A 17790-nucleotide genomic window follows, 5' to 3' on the forward strand; every position below is an offset into this window, starting at 1 on the left:
TTCCTGCGCTCGCGTTCCCGTCAGCCCTTGTCGCCGCCTCGAGCGCGACCTTCGCCCTGAACGACCGTGGTGATGTCCTCCGGGAACGCTGGCGGATCAACGACAGTCGCCTCGGAATCGTCGGAGAGCTCCGCTCCCGCCTCGAGCGGACTCAACGACGGAATCGTCGGTCGATCTTCCGACTCATCGTCTCGAGACTGCCCGTCATCCGTCTCCGCGACCGGCTCGCTCGGTCTGCGCACAGCGCCACCGTCGGACGACCGCAGCGGCCGCACGCCATGAGGGACCTGCAGCCCTCTGCTGTTGCGGTCCGCCGTCTGCGGTCCCTTCCTCGCCGCCGCCTCTGTGCCGAGAGCGTCCGCCAGGACGACTCTGCCAGGGTCACTCTCGTGCTCGCCCTCTCCGAGCCGAGCGAACCTCATCGTGCCGTCGTCGGACTGTTCGTCGACGACATTCTGAACGGCAACGCGCTCCAGCCGGCGCTTCTGTGACACCGGCACCTTGTTCTTGAACCGCCGCAGCCCTTCCAGGAACTCCCGCGCGCTCTGGAATCGTTCATCCCGCGCCTTCGCCAGGGCGCGATCCACGAGGCGCGAGAGGCCGGGCGGAATCGTCGGATCGAGCTCCGTCATCGGCCGGTGCCACAGCGTGAGAATCTGGACGAGCAACGCATTGTAGTTGCGGGCCACGAATGGGCGCTGGCCTGTCAGCGCCTCGTACAGGATCACGCCCGCAGCCCACAGATCGAGCCGGCGGTCAAGCTCCGCGTCCCCCCGTGCCTGCTCGGGCGCCATGTAATACGGCGTGCCCATCACCATGCCGGTACGGGTCAGATCCGTCAGCGCCCCATCCACGCCCGAGGCCTGGGAGATGCCGAAATCGAGCAGCTTGGCCACCGGCAACATGCCGGCGCGCTCCGAGAGGAAGATGTTCTCTGGCTTCAGATCACGGTGGACGACCCCGCGATCGTGCGCCGTCACCAGCGCCGAGAGCACCTGAAGCATGATGTCGACGAGCTCGTTCGGCGGAACGACACCACAGCGCTCGATCCGCTGCGCCAGCGTCTCCCCGTGGAGACGTTCCATCACGAGGTAGGGACTGCCGTCAGGGAGCCACCCCATATCGTACACTTCACAGATGTTGGGATGACCGATCCGCCCGGCGACCCGCGCCTCGTGCTCCAGCCTCGAGATGGCCTCGCGCTTCTGGGTCTCCCGCGGATGCATCACCTTGACAGCGACCAGCCGCCCGATCTGGAGGTGCTCCGCCTCGTACACCGCGCCCATGCCGCCCTCCCCGATGATGGCGGTGACCGCGTACTTGTCGCCGATCACGTGGCCGAGCAGCGAGCGCCCGGAAGAGGTCGGGCTCACGCCGCGGCTCCCGGGCCACGCCGGCGTCCGCGAGCCCGCCACGGCAGACGACGGAGCGCGCGACGCAAAAGCCCGCTGCTCCGCACCTGGCGCCAGCGCGCCGCGCACCGATGAGCTCGGCGCCACGCCTGCCGGCCACCTCAGCAACGGCGGCGCCACCCTCGACGAAGGATGCGCTGATGGCCGATGGCTCGGCAGCAACGGAGCCGCGCCAGCGCGAGCGCCCGCGCGCGACGGCGGCGGATCGCTCGGAGCGACGACCAGCCCGGTCGCCGGACACACGACCACCGCGAGATCGTGGTGGCTACCGCAGTGGATGCACCGCACCGAACTCAAGTCCGTACAATTTGAAATACTCCATCCAGGTGCTGCTCGGAACTGCACAGCGCATCGGGGCAGAGCACGCAGGTAACGCTCGGTTCCACATCACCCCGCACGCCCCCTGGGGGATCCTTGGGGATAACCCCGCCGGCAACCCTGGGGGCAAAACGGGGGAGATCGGCCATCCGCCAGCTCTCCCCTGTCCACCTACCCCTGAGGACGGTCCATTTACCCCAGGGCGTCCGCTTCTAACTCATTGGATTCGTTGCGCATTCTGAGTTATCCCCGCCCTCCACAACGCCTACGACGAAGACGATGTCTTTATCTATCTATTTCATGGAAAGAAGAGGCGTTGCGCAAGGTCACGCGAGCGCTCATTTCCAGCGCACCCCCGGGCGATAACCCTGCTAAAGGGAGCGACTCCGGAGTCGGCTATGGACCTTGTGATCCCCAAGAAAGATCTGCTTCGCCTCGTCGCGCGCTGCCAAGGCGTGGCGGACAAGAAGAGCGCGATGCCCGCGCTCGCCAACGTCCTGCTCGCCGCCGAGGGCAACGCGGTCCGCGTCGCCGCGACCGACCTGTACCTCGGCGTGACTGGTCAGACCCACGCGGACATCAAGACCGGCGGCACCGTCGCCGTCCCGGCCAGGGACCTGCTGGAGCGCGTGAAGGCCATGCCCGATGGTCCGATCCAGATCACCACCACCGAGGGCGCGCACACGTCGCTCAAGGCCGTGGGATCGCCCCGGCGCTACACGCTCCCCGGGCTCCCCGGCTCGGAGTTCCCGCAGCTGCCCGCCCCGGCGGTGGACGCGCCCTCGCTGGAGCTCCCCGTCGAGCAGCTCGCGCTCCTGATCACCCGGACCCACTTCTCGATCTCCACCGACGAGACCCGCGCCCACGTGAACAGCGCCCTGTTCGAGTGGGCCGGCGATCGCGTCAGGATGGTGACCACCGACGGCCATCGCCTCTCCAAGATGGAGGCGACCGTGTCGGGAAGCTCCGCGACGGCCACCATGCTCATCCCGCTCAAGGCGATCACGGAGCTCCGCCGCCTCGCCGAGGAGGCGCGCGCCGAGAAGGAGACCCCGATGGTCGCCATCACCCAGAGCGGGCCGAACGCCTTCTTCAACATCGCCGGGATGCAGTTCTCGGTGAAGCTCGTCGACGCGCAGTTCCCGCCCTACCAGCAGGTCATCCCGTCGGTCACCGAGCGCTCGGTCCGCGCCCCCCGCGTCGCGTTCGCCGAGGCCCTCCGCGCCATCGCGCTCGCCGCCAACGACCGCACCGGCGGCGTCAAGCTGTCGATCGCGCCGGGGACGCTCCGGATCACCAGCGAGAGCCCCGACACCGGCGCCGGCTTCGACGAGGTGGCCGTCGACTACAGCGGACCCGAGGTCACCATCGGCTTCAACGCCAAGTACTTCCTCGACGTGCTCGCCTCGATCGACGACGAGGAGGTCATCCTCGGCATCTCCGGCGAGCTCGACCCCGCCGTGATCCGGCCCGGCAGCGAGTCGAACCAGCAGAGCTACGTCGCCGTCATCATGCCGATGCGGATTTGAGCGCGCCCTCCGACGAGCTCCAGGGGCCCTCCCCGAGCCTCCTCCTCGAGCGGCTCCACATCCGCGAGTTCCGGAACCTCGGCCGCGTCGACGTCGAGCCCGCGCCGCGCATCAACGTGATCGCAGGCAACAACGGGCAGGGCAAGACGAGCCTGCTCGAGGCGATCTACTTCGCCGCGACCTCGAGGAGCTTCCGCACCCACCGGCTGGCCGAGCTGGTCCGCCACGGCGCCCCCATCGCGAGCGCGCGCGCGCGCTTCGTCGAGCGCCGGGACGCGCTGCAGCCGCTCGCGCGCGAGCAGACCGCCGCCGTGGAGAACAAGCGGTGCGTCGTGCGCATCGACGGCAACCGGCCCCCGAGCCTGGCGAGCTTCGCGACGCGATCGCCGGTCGTCGCCTTCCACGCGGAGGAGCTCGCGCTGTCCACCGGGCCCGCGAGCGCGCGGCGCACGCTGCTCGATCGCCTGGCGCTCTTCATGGACCCGCAGAGCGCCGACCACCGGGCCCGCTATGCGCAGGCGCTCCGCGCGCGCCACGAGCTGCTCCACCGCGGCGGGGGCGCGCAGGCCCAGGCGAGCGCCGAGCTCGACGCGTTCGAGGCGCTCTGCGCCCTCCATGGCGCGGCGCTGACCCGCGCCCGCGAGGCCGCCGTCCAGGCGCTGGCGCCGGAGCTCACGCACGCCTTCGCCCGCATCGCCGCGCCCGACCTGACCCTGGTCGCACGGTACGCGCCGGGCGGCAGCAGCGACGCCGAGCAGGCGCGCGAGGCGCTGCGCGAGCAGCGCCGCCGCGACGCGCACCGGCCGAGCGCAGGCTACGGCCCCCACCGAGACGACCTGCTGCTCGAGCTCGACGGCCACCCCGCCCGCGTTGTCGCCTCCCAGGGCCAGCACAGGGCCCTCACGCTCGCGCTCAAGGCAGCAGAGACCGCTGCCATCGCTTCCGTCCGGGGCGTAGAACCTATCCTTTTGCTCGACGACGTGTCGAGCGAGCTCGATCCCGACCGGACCACGGCGCTGTTCATGTTCCTCGGAATGGCGCGCGGACAGGTATTCCTGACGACCACGCGGCGCGATCTCATCGTCACGCCGGGCGTACCTTCCTCGGAGCGGCGCGATTTCCACGTCGAAGGCGGCGCGGTCGGCTGACGTTCGTCGCGGTCGCGCCGCTGCCGGGCGCGCCGCTGCCGGACGTGCGCGGCGCGCGCGATGGACGAACGTCCGCCGACCGCGCCGCGACCGCCGTCAACCGCGTTGATCCTGGCCCCGGAGCGCGCGAGTTGGGATGCTCCGGACGCGACCGCGACGGGCACCGAAAATACGGTGTTACGAGCCTTCCGGACCCGGCGAAACGCTTGCCCGAGCCCCTGATTTCGGCTACATTTCCGCAGTCTTTACGGGGCATCGACGGGCGGTCCGCACATGAACGCTCGTGGCCCCGGAATCGATCCGGCGCCGCGGCCGCGGCGCCCGGGTCTCACCAGACGAGCTGCCATCGAGCCGGCCCCTCCACTGCAAGAACTCCGGCAATCCGAGCGGTCTCCGCCGCTCTGCGCCCCCGGTGAGAGGCGGCGGGCGCGCCACCAGGACCGAGATGACGGAACCCACCCTGAGCCAGCCGACCGACCTCACCAAGGCGTCGTATGACGCCCACAGCATCACGGCGCTCGAAGGCCTTGAAGCGGTGCGAAAGCGACCCGGCATGTACATCGGCGATGTGCACGACGGATCGGGGCTCCACCACCTCGTCTGGGAAGCCATCGACAATGCGGTCGACGAGCACCTCGCCGGCGCCTGCACGGAGATCAGGGTCACCGTCCACTTCGACGGCTCGGTGTCGATCGAGGACAACGGCCGCGGGATCCCGGTCGGGATGCACGCCAAGGGCGTGAGCGCGGCAGAGGTCGTCATGACCGTCCTCCACGCCGGCGGCAAGTTCGACAACTCCAGCTACAAGGTCTCTGCGGGCTTGCACGGCGTCGGCGTGAGCGCCGTGAACGCCGTCTCCGAGTGGCTGAAGCTCGAGATCAAGCGCGAAGGAAAGCTCTGGTTTCAGGAGTACGCCCGGGGCGTGCCGAAGGCGCCGCTCAAGGGGATCGGCGTGACGGACAAGACGGGGACGAAGCTCACCTTCAAGCCCGATCCGCTCGTCTTCAGCACGGTCGAGTTCAGCTTCGACATCCTCGCGAGCCGCCTGCGCGAGCTCGCGTTCCTGAACGCCGGGCTCGTCATTCACCTCCACGACCAGCGCCCCGACGGGAGAGCGGAGATCTACGAGTACAAGGGGGGCATCTCCGAGTTCGTGTCGCTCCTCAACAAGACCAAGGAGCCGATTCACGACGACGTGATCAGCTTCGTGTCGCAGCATGAGGCCGGCGCCACAGGCGACGGCGCGAACGGCCGCGGCAGCTCCGCGACTCCGCCGGTCGGCGTGGAGGTCGCGCTGCAGTGGAATGGCTCCTATACGGAGGCCATCTTCTGTTACACGAACAACGTCCACAACAAGGATGGCGGCACCCACCTCACCGGGCTCCGCGCCGCGCTCACGAAGACGATCAACAACTACGGGAGCGCGCACAACCTCTTCAAGGAGCTGAAGCAGGGCCTGCAGGGCGAGGACGCGCGTGAGGGCCTGACGTGCGTGCTCAGCATCAAGCACCCGGACCCGTCGTTCGACTCGCAGACGAAATCCAAGCTCGTGTCGAGCGAGGTCAAGGGCATCGTCGAGGCCGCCGTCAGCGACAAGCTCGGGCAGTACTTCGAAGAGAACCCCCAGAGCGCGAAGAAGATCATCGAGAAGGCGGTCGTCGCGGCGAAGGCGCGCGAGGCGGCCCGCAAGGCGCGCGAGGTGATCCGCAAGGGCTCGCTCGACGTGACATCGCTCTCGGGCAAGCTCGCCGATTGCCAGTCCAAGGACCCGGAGAAGAGCGAGATCTACATCGTCGAGGGTGAGAGCGCCGGCGGCAGCGCCAAGATGGGGCGCGACCGGCACTTCCAGGCGATCCTCCCGCTGAAGGGGAAGATCCTGAACGTCGAGCGCGCGCGGCTCGACCGCATGCTGAGCTCCGCCGAGGTCGGCACGCTGATCACCGCCCTCGGCTGCGGGATCAACGACGCCGGCGGCTTCGAGATCGACAAGCTCCGCTACCAGAAGATCATCCTGATGACGGACGCCGACGTCGACGGTTCCCACATCCGCACGCTGCTGCTGACCTTCTTCTTCCGGCAGATGCCGGAGATCATGGAGAAGGGGTACCTGTTCATCGCGCAGCCGCCGCTCTACCGCGTGCGCAAGGGCAAGCGGGACCTGTACCTGAAGGACCAGGGCGCCCTCGACGAGTTCCTCGTGGGCAACGCCGTGGACGGGCTCGAGATCGTCGCCAGCGGCGCCCAGACGGGCGTCGCAGGCCAGCCGCTCTACCGGCTGGCGCAGCGGCTGAAGCGGTTCCGCGCCGTGCTCTCCAACATCGACAAGCGCTGTGACGCGCGGATCGTGGCGGCGCTGCTGCGGTCCAGCGGGCTCGGGCGCGACGATCTGCGCGAGACCAAGAAGGTCGCCGCGGCCGCCGACGAGCTCCGCGCCTACCTGAAGCAGCGCTATCCGGACCTGTTCCCGCTCACGCTGTCGACGCCCCGGGACACGGAGCACGGGACGAGCCGGATCGAGATCGTGCCGCGCCCGGGCGCGAGCGCGCGAAAGAGCGTCATCGACTGGGATCTGGTGAACTCGCCGGAGTACCAGGAAGCCTGGTCGATCGAGCAGGACCTCCGGTCCATCGGCGCGCCCCCGTACCGGGCGCGCACCTCGAGCGGCGAGGAGACCATCGAGAACGGGGAGTCGCTCGTCGACTACATCGAGGAGCGCGGCAAGAAGGGCATCTCGATCAGCCGTTACAAGGGCCTCGGCGAGATGAACGCGGACGAGCTCTGGGAGACGACGATGAACCCGGACGCTCGGACTCTCCTCCAGGTCCGCATCGACGATGCGGTGAAGACGGACGAGCTCTTCACGATCCTGATGGGGGATCAGGTCGAGCCGCGGCGCAACTTCATCGAGCAGAACGCGCTCAACGTGAAGAACCTCGATATCTGAGCCCACGTCTCCCGCGTCGCCGGCGCGCGGCTCCTGCGCGCCCCGCGCGGCGCTTGCGCCCCGGGGCGCGACGCCCCGGCTCCGCGCCTGGGCGTGCGGCGCGCCGAGCCCCCGCTCGAGGCGCACGGTCGGGGGTTGACACGGGGCTGCCGCTGCACCGCTCACCTGCCCCGTTCGCTCGGCATCCCTTCAACGCCCTTCAACGCCCTTCAACGTTTTGGCAAGCCGCTTGCCTGGGCGTCCCCTTGCTAGGCGGGGCACCCGCCTTAGCTTCGAGGGGCCATGAAAATCGAGCGAATGACGACGAAGGCCCAAGAGGCCATACGAGACGCTGTCGATTTCGGCAGCCGTCGGGGAAACCCCGAGCTCTATCCCGAGCACCTTGTGCGGGCGATCGTCAGCCAGGACGGCGGCGTCGGCGCGCCTCTGGTGCAGAAGGCAGGCGCCGATCCGGCAGGCGTGCTGCGCCTCCTCGACGCGAAGATCGACACCTACCCTCGCGTCAGCGGCGGCGCCGAGCCGAACCTGTCGAGGCGCGCGCTCACGGTCCTGCAGAAGGCCGAAGACGAGGCGAAGGCGCTCAAGGACGAGTACATCTCGACAGAGCACGTCCTGCTCGCCGGCATCAAGGCCGACAAGGAGATCCAATCGATCTTCGAACGAACGGGGCTCTCGTACGACAAGCTCCTCTCGTCGCTCGCGGCCGTGCGCGGCAATCAGCGCGTGACGGACCGGGACCCCGAGGGGAAGTTCCAGGCGCTCGAGAAGTACACACGGGATCTCACGAAGCTCGCTCGACAGGGCAAGATCGATCCGGTGATCGGCCGAGACGAGGAGATCCGGCGCGTCATCCAGGTGCTCTCGCGGCGCACCAAGAACAATCCGGTGCTCATCGGCGAGCCCGGCGTCGGCAAGACGGCGATCGTCGAGGGCATCGCGCAGCGCATCGTCGCGGGCGACGTGCCGGAGTCGCTCAAGGACAAGACCATCGCGGCGCTCGATCTCGCCGCCATGGTCGCAGGCTCGAAGTTCCGAGGGGAGTTCGAGGACCGGCTGAAGGCCGTGCTCAAGGAGATCGAGGGCTCGAACGGCCGCATCATCCTGTTCATCGACGAGCTCCACACGCTGGTGGGCGCCGGCGCGGCCGAGGGCGCCATGGACGCGGCCAACATGCTGAAGCCGGCGCTCGCGCGCGGCGAGCTCCGGTGCATCGGCGCGACCACCCTCGACGAGTACCGCAAGCGGATCGAGAAGGACGCGGCGCTGGAGCGGCGGTTCCAGCAGGTGCTCGTCACGCAGCCCAGCGTCGAGGACACGATCGCCATCCTGCGAGGCCTCAAGGAGAAGTACGAGGTCCACCACGGGATCCGCATCCAGGACGCGGCGCTCGTCGGGGCCGCCGTCCTGTCGAACCGGTACATCACCGAGCGCTTCTTGCCCGACAAGGCGATCGATCTGGTCGACGAGGCGGCGTCGAAGATCCGTATGGAGATCGACAGCCTGCCGACGCCGATCGATCAGGTCGAGCGCGATCTGCTCAAGCTGCAGATGGAAGAACAGGCGCTCAAGCGCGAGAGCGACAAGGCGAGCAAGGTCCGCCTCGACGAGGTGCGGCGCGAGATCGCCGATCTCCAGGGGCAGCGCGACGCGATGCGGGCGCAGTGGATGCGCGAGAAGGAGCTCATCTCCGAGCTGCGCCGGCTCAAGCCGCAGATCGAGGAGCTCCGGCTCGAGGAGGAGCGGCTGAAGCGCGCCGGCGACCTCGGGCGCGCCGCGGAGATCCATTACGGCAAGATCCCGGAGATCGAGAAGAAGCTCGAGTCGATCCGCGCGACCCTCTCCCAGGTGCAGTCGAAGCAGAGCTACCTGAAGGAGGAGGTCACCGACGAGGACATCGCCGCGGTCGTCTCGAAATGGACCGGGATCCCCGTCTCCAAGATGCTCGAGAGCGAGATGCAGAAGCTGCTGCGCCTCGAGGACGAGCTGCGCCGGCGCGTCGTCGGGCAGGAGGACGCGCTCCGCGCGGTGTCGAACGCCATCCGGCGCTCGAGGGCCGGGCTCGGCGACGAGCGCAGGCCGATCGGATCGTTCCTGTTCCTCGGGCCGACCGGCGTCGGCAAGACCGAGCTCGCGCGCGCGCTCGCCGAGATCCTCTTCGACGACGAGCGGGCCATGGTGCGGCTCGATATGAGCGAGTACGGGGAGCGCCACGCGGTGGCCCGGCTGATCGGCGCGCCGCCCGGGTACGTCGGCTACGAGGAGGGAGGCCAGCTCACGGAGCCGGTGCGCCGGCGGCCCTACAGCGTGGTGCTGTTCGACGAGATCGAGAAGGCCCACCCGGACATCTGGAACACGCTCCTCCAGGTGCTGGATGACGGACGCCTGACCGACGGCCAGGGGCACACGGTCGATTTCAAGAACACGATCATCATCCTGACATCGAACCTCGGGACGCCGGCGGCCGCGGCGATCGAGGAGCGAGCGAACCTGCCGGCGGACGAGAAGGCCGAGCTCGTGAGGAGGGCCGTGATCGAGGAGGTGCGGAAGCACTTCCGCCCGGAGTTCTTGAATCGCCTCGACGATCTCATCGTGTTCCGGCGGCTGGCGCGCGAGCAGATGGAGCAGATCGTCGATATCCAGCTCGATCTGCTGCGAAAGCGCCTGGATCGACGCGGGCTGCTCTTCACCATCTCGTCGGAGGCGAAGGGCTACCTCATCGAGCAGGGGTGGGATCCGCAGTACGGCGCGAGGCCGCTGAAGCGCGCCATCCAGCGGAGCATCGAGGACGAGCTCGCGAAGCGGATCCTCGCCGGCGAGTTCAAGCAGGGAGACACGGTGCGGATCGACCGCGGGGCCGGAGGGCTCACCTTCACGCGCGCAGCGCCGAACTGACGCTCACCAGCCCGCGCCCGCGCTCGGCCTGCGTCAGCGCTCGGTCTGCGTCAGCGCTCAGGGAGATTGCCGGCGATGCGGCGGAGGAGGTCCAGGACGGCGTAGGCGGCGCCGAGCTGGACCTCCTCGCGATCCCCCGAGAACACCCGGTCGCGCACGACGAGGCCGCCGGGGTGCGACACGGCCCAGTAGCAGAGGCCCACCGGCTTGGTCGCCGTGCCGCCCGTCGGGCCGGCGATGCCCGTCACAGAGATGGCGACGTCGACCTCGCAGAGGCGGCGGACGCCCTGCGCCATCTCGGCGGCGACCTCGGCCGACACCGCGCCGTGGCCGCGCAGGGTGTCCTCCGCGACGCCGAGCAGCCGCGTCTTGGCGCTGTTCGCGTAGGTGACCGCGGCGCCAACCAGGTAGTCGCTCGCCGGATAGCTGGTGAGCAGGTGGGAGATCAGGCCGCCGGTGCACGACTCCGACACGGCGAGCCTCCAGCCACGGGCGCGCACGGAACGCCCGACCATCTCCGGGAAGGCGTCGCCCCCCTCCCCGTACACGGCGGTGCCGAGCCGCTCACGGACATCGGCCGTCGCCTTCAGGGCCAGCTCGTGCGCCATCGACTGCGTGGCGGCGCGGGCGTGGACCTTCACGTCGACCTCCGGGTAGTGCACGCGGTAGCCGAGCGTGATGCCGGGATGGGCCTCCTCCACACCCTTCAGGAGCTCGCCCAGCGTGGACTCGGGAAGACCATAGGTGCGGAGGCGGACCTGGAAGGTGTTGTTCGGCGCAGCCGGCCGCACGCGCGGCAGCACCTGCTCGGCGAACATGCTCTTCATCTCCCGCGGCACACCCGGGAGGAAGAACACGGTGGACTCGCCCAGGTGGATGCCGAAGCCGGGCGCGCTGCCGGAGGAGTTCGGAAGGATCTCCGACCCGGCGGGGACCTCGGCCTGCTTCTCGTGGCCCGCGTTCATCGTCTTGCCCCGGCTCTCGACGCGCCGGCGAATGGCGAGCAGCGTGCTCTCGTCGCGCACGAGGTCGGTGCCCATCGCGCGCGCCGCGGCCCGCGCGGTGAGGTCGTCGGTCGTGGGGCCGAGGCCGCCGGTGGCGATCACCAACCGGTGCGCGCTCGCGAGCTGGCGGACCGCGGCGACGATGCGATCGACGTCATCGTCGACGGTGCTGGATTCGCTGACCGTGAAGCCCGCTGCGGTGAGCTCGGCAGCGAGCCAGGCCTCGTTGGTGTTGATGATCTCGCCCCGGGTGAGCTCGGTCCCGATCGAGAGAAGCGCGACAGCCATTGGGACTCGGGACTCTAACTCCATCCGGCGCCGCCGGAGCGCGTTTCCGGATTGTTTTGAGGTCGGAAAGCGGGGTGGTTTTGTCCCCCTACCCCATTTGTCCCCCTACCCCGTTTGTCCCCCACCCCCGTCCCCTCCCCCACCCCCGTCCCCTCCCCCACCCGCCCGCCGCGGAGCGGGGCGCGCTTGCGAGCGCTACGGTGGATAGACACACCGGAAGCCGAGATCCGGCGCTCGGATGGATACCGGGACAAGGCGACGATTCCAGGTGCGGAGCGCCGCCGCGGCCCCATCCGTCCATGATCCGCCGTGAGTTCCCGAAAACTCGCCCTCGAGCGGATCAGGGGCCGCCCACTCGGCAACATTGCCGGCCAGATCGAACACCCGACCGCCGGCGTGCACGGCGGCGCCGTCGGGGCGCGAGCCGGCGAGCTCGGGGCCCGTCGCGCCCCAGCCGCACGGGCCCGCTCGCAGGCCAAAGGCGGCGCGCCGGCAGACCGCGCCGGTGTCTCCCCACGGGTACCGCCGGCCCGCGTCGCCCGCCGCGGCGAAGGCGAGCTGATCACGCGAGGGGAGCGCCCCGCCCGCGAAGGCGCAATACCGAGCCGACTCGGCCAGGGTGACGCCCGTGACGGGGACCCCGGGCTCGCCGCGCAGCGGGAGCGGGGCGCACGCGCCGGCCTCGACGCAAGCGGCGTAGCGCTGCTCGGTGATCTCGAACGCGTCGAGCGAGAACGCCGGGACGAACACCGCGCGCGGGTCGACGATGCCCTGCGCCTCCCAGTCGCTTGGCCCGAGGCGCAGCGTCCCGGAGGCGATGCGGACGGCCGCACCCGGCGCGACGCAGCCAGCGGCCGTGACCGTGAGGCCGGCGCTGCATCGCCCCGGCGCGCCTGCGCAGCGGCCGGCGTCATCGAGGCGCTGGCCTTCGCCGCAACACCGCGGGCCGAGCGCGACCATCCCCGGCGCGCAGCGCGCCGGCGGCTCCGCGCGATGGAGCGCCAGCGCGACGATGGCGCCGATCAGGAGGGCCGCGCCCGCGGCGAGACCGGCCTTCCACCGCGGCATCCGCCCGACGTCCGGTGCTGCCCCCACCCCTCAGGAGCGCGGCGATCCGGCGTCGGCCTTGAGCGCGCCGGCCGCCTCGCGCGCGCCAGCGGCCTTCCCGCGCGCCGGCCTGGCCTCGATCATGGCCACGATGCGCGCGAGCGCGTCGAGGAGCGCCGCACGGACGCGATCGTACGTCTTCGGGCCGACGTCGCCCCGCTTCCGCGCGCGCTCGAGCTCGACGAACTCGTCGAGGAGCGCGTTCCGCGCCTCGAGCAGCTCCCGCCGCTCCTCGTCGTCGGGCCCGCGGTCCTGGTCGCGCCGCCGGACCAGGTTCAGCGCGGCCCCGCCGATCACGGTCGCGCCGGCCAACACCAGCGCGATCCACCGGCCCACGCCCGGCGTCGGCAGACCACCGAGCGTGATCTCGATGACCTTCATCCCGCCCTCCGTGCGGACGCCCTGCATCTCGGTGATCAGGATCTTCTTCCCGTCCCGGTTCTGGGTGCGCTGGGCCGCGGGGAAGCCGGCGACGTTCAGCGTCATCGACTTCGACGCCTCGGCCATCACCCGCATCTGGGCCATGCGCGGCGGCAGCTCGATGCGGATCGTCTGGCGCTCTTCGTCATGGAGAGGGACCTGCCAGCGGAACTGCCCTTCGTGCCGGCCAGGGCTCACGGTGCCGCGCAGCGCCACGCCGGTGCCCTTGACCTCGTCGAAGCGCATCTCCTCGCCCATGCCTTCGGTCTTGTTGAAGGCCTTGTAGTCGCGCGGGAGCGCGAACGTCTCGTTGGGCAGCCAGGCGACGCGGCCGAGGTTGAAGACCTGGAACAGCTGCTCCACCGAGATCGAGTCTTGCCGGAGCTGGAGGTAGACGATGCCCTGCGTCCCGACCATCAGGCCGCTCACGTTCGGCGTGGCATCGTAGACGTGGAGCACAGCCCGCTTTCCGGCCTCGGCGCTGAGCCCGAAATGCGGGATCGAGAACGTTCCGCCGTCGCGCGTGACCGAGATGCCGTAGCTCGTGCCGCCGGCGATCGCGAGGTTCTCGAGCCGGACGGTGCCCGCGTCGTCCGTCTCTCGGCTGATGCGCTCGCGCGAGTCGCCCTTCGCCACCGAGCTCTGCAAGATGTCGACGTCGACGGAGATGCGAGGGACGGGGTTCCCATCCGCGTCCCGCACGGTGAGCACGAGGACGCCGGGCGGGAGCCCTGTGTCTTCCTGGACGGTGTCCTCGGGCGCATCGAACAGGCCCGTCAACTGCTCCGAGGCGCGCCGGGAGGCCGCATCTGCCGCGGGAGGCTTCCCCACCGGCGGATGGCCCGAAGGCAGCCCCTGCCCCACCTCGGGATGCCCCGGCGGGAGCTCGCTCGCAGCGTCGGGCGCGCCTGCGTCCACCGCCGCGGGCTGCGCCGACGCAGCCGGCTGCGCCGACGCAGCCGGCTGCGCCTGCACCGCCTGCGCGGCGGTGATGCTCAGCGAGGCGATCGCGGCGAGCGCGGTACACCCGGTCCAGCGCATCACGAGGCCCTCCTGCGGTCGTTCTCATCGACGCTGGCCGCGGCGTCGTCCGTCGCAGCCGGGTCGTCCTGAGGCGCGCCGAGCGCGCGCTTCGTCCCGCACTTCTTGCAAAACACCGCGTCTTCGTCGTTCAGCGTGCCGCACTCCCCGCACGCCACGCCCTGCGTCGCCGCGGGCTCCGCCGTCGCCGCGGCCTCGTCCGGCTCCCTGGGCGCGCCGTCGTCCTGGAGCCCGGCGCGCTGGAGGTGCCTCGCCACGAGCGCCGCGACCTGCTCGCGCCGCGGCTGCGCGTCGGCGTCCAGCAGGCGGAGGAGCCGCTTCGCCTCGGCGCGGTACTTCGCGACGAGCTCGGCGTAGTCCTCATCGCTGATCTTCCCGACGCTCCGCTCGAACTCGAGGTCCTTGAGCGCGCGCAGGACAGCCTGCTTCTGCTCCTCCTCCGCGCGCGGCGCGCCGATCGCGTACGCGTCGGCGCCGCTCAGCGGCGTCTCCCCGATCAGCACGCGGAGGCTCGCCCAGAAGATGGCGATGACGGCGACGAGCGCGCCGCCCGCGAGCACGAGGATCGCCGCGGGCGGCCCGGCGACGAGCCCCGCGATGCCAGCGCCGACGAGCGCCGCGAGCGGCGCCCCGAAGCGGGCGTAGTGCACGATCTGCCGCTCCAGCGGCGAGTCAGTACCCCGGGTCACGGTCTCGTCGGCCGTGGCCGAGGTGGCGCTTTTGGCGGGCTGTTCGGCGCTCATTCGCGGTCTTCGCGGTCCAGGCTCTTGAGCTCCTCGTCGAGCTTGTCGTCGTAATCGTCACGGGCGCCGGGGACAACGCCCTTCGCGGATCGCTGCTGGCCGGCGGCGCCCGCCTCGTCGCTGCGCCGCTTCCATCGGCGGAGCGTCGCGACGACGATGCCCGCGCCGACCACGATGGCGCCGAGCGGGAGGAGGTAGAGCAGCCGCTGGCTCCCCTTGTTCGGCGGCACGGCCAGCGCCTCCGCCCCGTAGCGCTCGGCGTAGGCGGCCTGGATCGCCTCGATCGACAGCCCCGACGCGAGCGCCGCGCGGAGCTGGTCGCGGCGCTCGTGCGCGGTGCCGCACGTGCACGTCCCGAGGGTCTCGCGCGGGCAGCCGCACGTGCAGATCAGGCTCCAGAAGAGCTTGCGCTCGATGTCGTTCGCGATTCCGACGACGCCCGAGCGCTGCATCCCCTCGCCGAGCTGCTGGCTGTGGGCGAACTCCGGCGAGCGCAGCAGGACGACGAGGGCGAGGGCGCCCGCGACGAGGAGGGTGATGCCTTGGATGAGTCTTCGCGTGCGGCTCATTCGAACGCCGGCTGCATCGGTTCGGCAGCGGTCGGGAGCATGGCACCGATCGCGGGCGACCGCCCGGAATCAACCGACGCGCCCGAGCCCGGGGCGCGGACGTCGCCGTCCGCCGCGCCGGGCGCGACCAAGACGGGCCGCCCGAGCCCCTCCTGGGCGGGGCGCCCGTAGGCCTGCGACGCGCCGCCAGCGAGCAGGAAGGCGAACACGACGGACGCGGTGACGGACCCCGCCGCCCGCACATAACCGAACGCGCCGGCCTCCTCGAGCGCGATGTCAGGCCACATCGCGACGAGCGCCCCCAGGATGAGGATGCCCGCGCCGAACCACATGAACGAGATCAGGTTGTTCACGTGGATCTGGAACGAAGCGACCTTCGTCTGGGGGTTCGCCATCCCGATGATCACGTAGAGGTCGTTCTTGACGGTGATGTGCCGCGCGACCTCGGTCGACGGCGCCTCCGGGGACGCCTTGTAGATGAACTTCGCCGGGCTGATCCGGCCGATCGGCGCGCCGTGGCGCTCGACGTCGAGGTCGGCGAAGACCATCCGCTTCTCGCTGTCGACCTCCATGCGCGGGCCGGCGTAGGTGAGGCGGTACTCCTCGATCTGCACGGACTCGCCCGGGTGGAGGCTGATCTCCTTGTCGACGCCCCACGCGCGACCGGCGAACCCGAGGAACATCACCGCGATGCCGACGTGCACGATGTAGCCGCCGTAGCGGCGCCGTGACCTGGCGATCAGGTTGTAGAAGGAGGTGAAGAGCGGCTCTTTCCCGCGCTTCTGCCGCGCCGCGATGCCGCGGGCGAACTCCTGCGCGACCACGGCGATGTTGAACGCCGCGATGGCCACCGTGAAGAACGGGTAGGTCGACGCGAGCTTCGCGAGCGCGTCGCCGAGCTGGCCGGGGTAGATCGGGTCCACGGCGACGAACGGGGCGAAGCCCACCCTCTTCCCGAGCGTCAGGTGGAGCGCCACCGTGACGACCGTGGCCAGCACCGGCCAGCGGAAGCTCTTCCGGAAGAGCTCCGGCGACGTCTTCCGCCACCCGAGCAGCGGCGCGACGCCCATGAGCAGGAAGACCACGAGCGCGATCGGGGGCAGCCACATGTTGTAGAACGTCGGCCCGAGCGTCGACTTCTGGTCGAGCAGCCACTCGCTGATGCGCGGCCACACCGTCGCGACCGCGATGAAGATCATGATGCTGAAGAAGCCCCAGTTGTTGAAGAGGAACGCGGCCTCGCGCGACAGCATCGACTCGAACTGCCCGTCGCTGCGCAGCCGCGGCAGGCGGTAGACGATCAGCGCGGTGCACGTGGCCAGGATCACGGCCATGAAGCCGACGAACCAGATGCCGATGCCGGACTGGGCGAACGAGTGGACGCTCGCGATGAGGCCGGACCGCGTGAGCCAGGTGCCGAAGATGGTGAGGAAGAACGTCCCGCAGATGAGCGAGATGTTCCACACCTTCAGCATGCCGCGGCGCTCCTGGATCATCGTCGAGTGGACGTAGGCGCTCGCGGTGAGCCACGGGAGGAACGCGGCGTTCTCGACCGGATCCCAGGCCCACGGGCCGCCCCAGCCGAGCTCCTCGTAAGCCCACAGCATCCCGAGCACGTTGCCGATGGAGAGGAACAGCCAGGAGAAGAGCATCCACTTGCGCGTCGCCACGATCCACTCGCTGTCGAGCCGGCCCGTGGCGAGCGCGGCGATCGCGAACGCGAACGGGACCGCCGCGCTCGTGAAGCCGATGTAGAGGCTCGGCGGGTGGATGATCATGTAGAAGTTGCGCAGCTGGTAGTTCAGCCCGTTGCCGTCGAGCGGGGCGCCCGCCACGCTCGTCCGGAACGGGTTCACCGCGAAGATCATCAGCGCCGCGAAGAAGATCAGGACGCTCATCAGCGTCGCGATGACGTAGGGCTGGAGCTCCAGATACCGGCGCTGCAGCCAGACGACGCAGCCCCCCGAGAAGAGCGCGGTCAGGAACATCCACCAGAGCAGCGAGCCGTCCTGCCCGCCCCAGAGCGCCGCGATGAGGTACGGCGTGCTCATGGACCGGTCGCTGTACTGCGCGACGTAGGCGATCCGGAAATCGTGGCTGACGAAGGCGTAGGCCAGCACGAGCACCGCGAGGCCGACCAGCGCGATCGTGCCGTACGCGCCGAGCCGCGCCGCCTGGAGCAGCCGCGGCCGCCCGCGCGCCGACGCGAGCCCGACGGCGAAGGTATACGCCGCGGTCACCAGAATGGCGTAAAGGACGCCGGTCCCGAACTCAGGTAGGGATTGCCACATCGTCGTGGGCGCAAGCTTAGGCTTGCCGGGCGCGCAGGGCCAGCGCACCGCAGCGCGCGACCGATCGCCCGTCTCCACCTGCGC

At 70.1% G+C, this 17790-nt stretch carries 11 protein-coding genes; 4 read left to right on the forward strand and 7 right to left on the reverse strand.

Features of this window, described 5'->3' with window-relative positions; all coding sequences use genetic code 11:
- Window positions 1–20: 20 nt before the first annotated feature.
- Window positions 21–1373 (reverse strand): serine/threonine-protein kinase, encoded by a 1353-nt coding sequence (locus WME73_RS45055; RefSeq protein WP_437913574.1) that lies wholly within the window; start codon window positions 1371–1373, stop codon window positions 21–23.
- A 755-nt stretch (window positions 1374–2128) separates the two neighbouring features.
- Here WME73_RS45055 and dnaN point away from each other — a divergent pair.
- The 4 genes from dnaN (at window position 2129) to clpB (ending at window position 10243) form a co-directional block, all read left to right on the forward strand.
- The gene (gene dnaN, locus WME73_RS45060) at window positions 2129–3259 is read left to right on the forward strand and encodes a DNA polymerase III subunit beta (RefSeq protein ID WP_012240773.1); all 1131 of its coding nucleotides are present in this window, start codon (window positions 2129–2131) and stop codon (window positions 3257–3259) included.
- Entirely contained in the window at window positions 3256–4407 is a 1152-nt protein-coding gene (recF, locus tag WME73_RS45065; RefSeq protein ID WP_437742430.1) for a DNA replication/repair protein RecF, read from the forward strand. The genes dnaN and recF overlap by 4 nt, the downstream gene beginning before the upstream one ends.
- Before the next feature lie 445 nt (window positions 4408–4852).
- Window positions 4853–7351, forward strand: coding sequence for a DNA topoisomerase (ATP-hydrolyzing) subunit B (gyrB, locus tag WME73_RS45070; protein ID WP_437742431.1), 2499 nt, complete (start codon window positions 4853–4855; stop codon window positions 7349–7351).
- 282 nt (window positions 7352–7633) lie between these two features.
- On the forward strand, window positions 7634–10243 hold the full coding sequence (gene clpB, locus WME73_RS45075; protein WP_437742432.1) for an ATP-dependent chaperone ClpB: 2610 nt from the start codon (window positions 7634–7636) through the stop codon (window positions 10241–10243).
- A 50-nt stretch (window positions 10244–10293) separates the two neighbouring features.
- Here the strand turns inward: clpB and WME73_RS45080 are convergent, their stop codons facing one another.
- From WME73_RS45080 to WME73_RS45105, 6 genes are all read right to left on the reverse strand, one after another.
- Entirely contained in the window at window positions 10294–11535 is a 1242-nt protein-coding gene (locus WME73_RS45080) for a CinA family nicotinamide mononucleotide deamidase-related protein (protein ID WP_437742433.1), read from the reverse strand.
- Window positions 11536–11730: 195 nt separating this feature from the next.
- A complete protein-coding gene (locus WME73_RS45085) occupies window positions 11731–12603 on the reverse strand; it encodes a formylglycine-generating enzyme family protein (RefSeq protein WP_437742434.1) in 873 nt (290 codons plus the stop codon).
- Between the two features lie 30 nt (window positions 12604–12633).
- Window positions 12634–14106 (reverse strand): carboxypeptidase-like regulatory domain-containing protein, encoded by a 1473-nt coding sequence (locus tag WME73_RS45090; RefSeq protein WP_437913575.1) that lies wholly within the window; start codon window positions 14104–14106, stop codon window positions 12634–12636.
- Window positions 14103–14846, reverse strand: a complete 744-nt coding sequence (locus WME73_RS45095; RefSeq protein WP_437742436.1) for a hypothetical protein — start codon at window positions 14844–14846, stop codon at window positions 14103–14105. Before WME73_RS45095 ends, WME73_RS45090 begins: the two co-directional genes overlap by 4 nt.
- Complete coding sequence (locus WME73_RS45100; protein WP_437742437.1) at window positions 14843–15415, reverse strand: cytochrome c-type biogenesis protein; 573 nt, start codon at window positions 15413–15415, stop codon at window positions 14843–14845. Before WME73_RS45100 ends, WME73_RS45095 begins: the two co-directional genes overlap by 4 nt.
- Window positions 15412–17706 (reverse strand): heme lyase CcmF/NrfE family subunit, encoded by a 2295-nt coding sequence (locus WME73_RS45105; protein ID WP_437913576.1) that lies wholly within the window; start codon window positions 17704–17706, stop codon window positions 15412–15414. The genes WME73_RS45100 and WME73_RS45105 overlap by 4 nt, the downstream gene beginning before the upstream one ends.
- Window positions 17707–17790: the final 84 nt, after the last annotated feature.

Origin of the sequence: Sorangium sp. So ce302 (genome assembly GCF_051530145.1) — a bacterium.
GTDB lineage: Bacteria > Myxococcota_A > Polyangia > Polyangiales > Polyangiaceae > Sorangium > Sorangium cellulosum_B.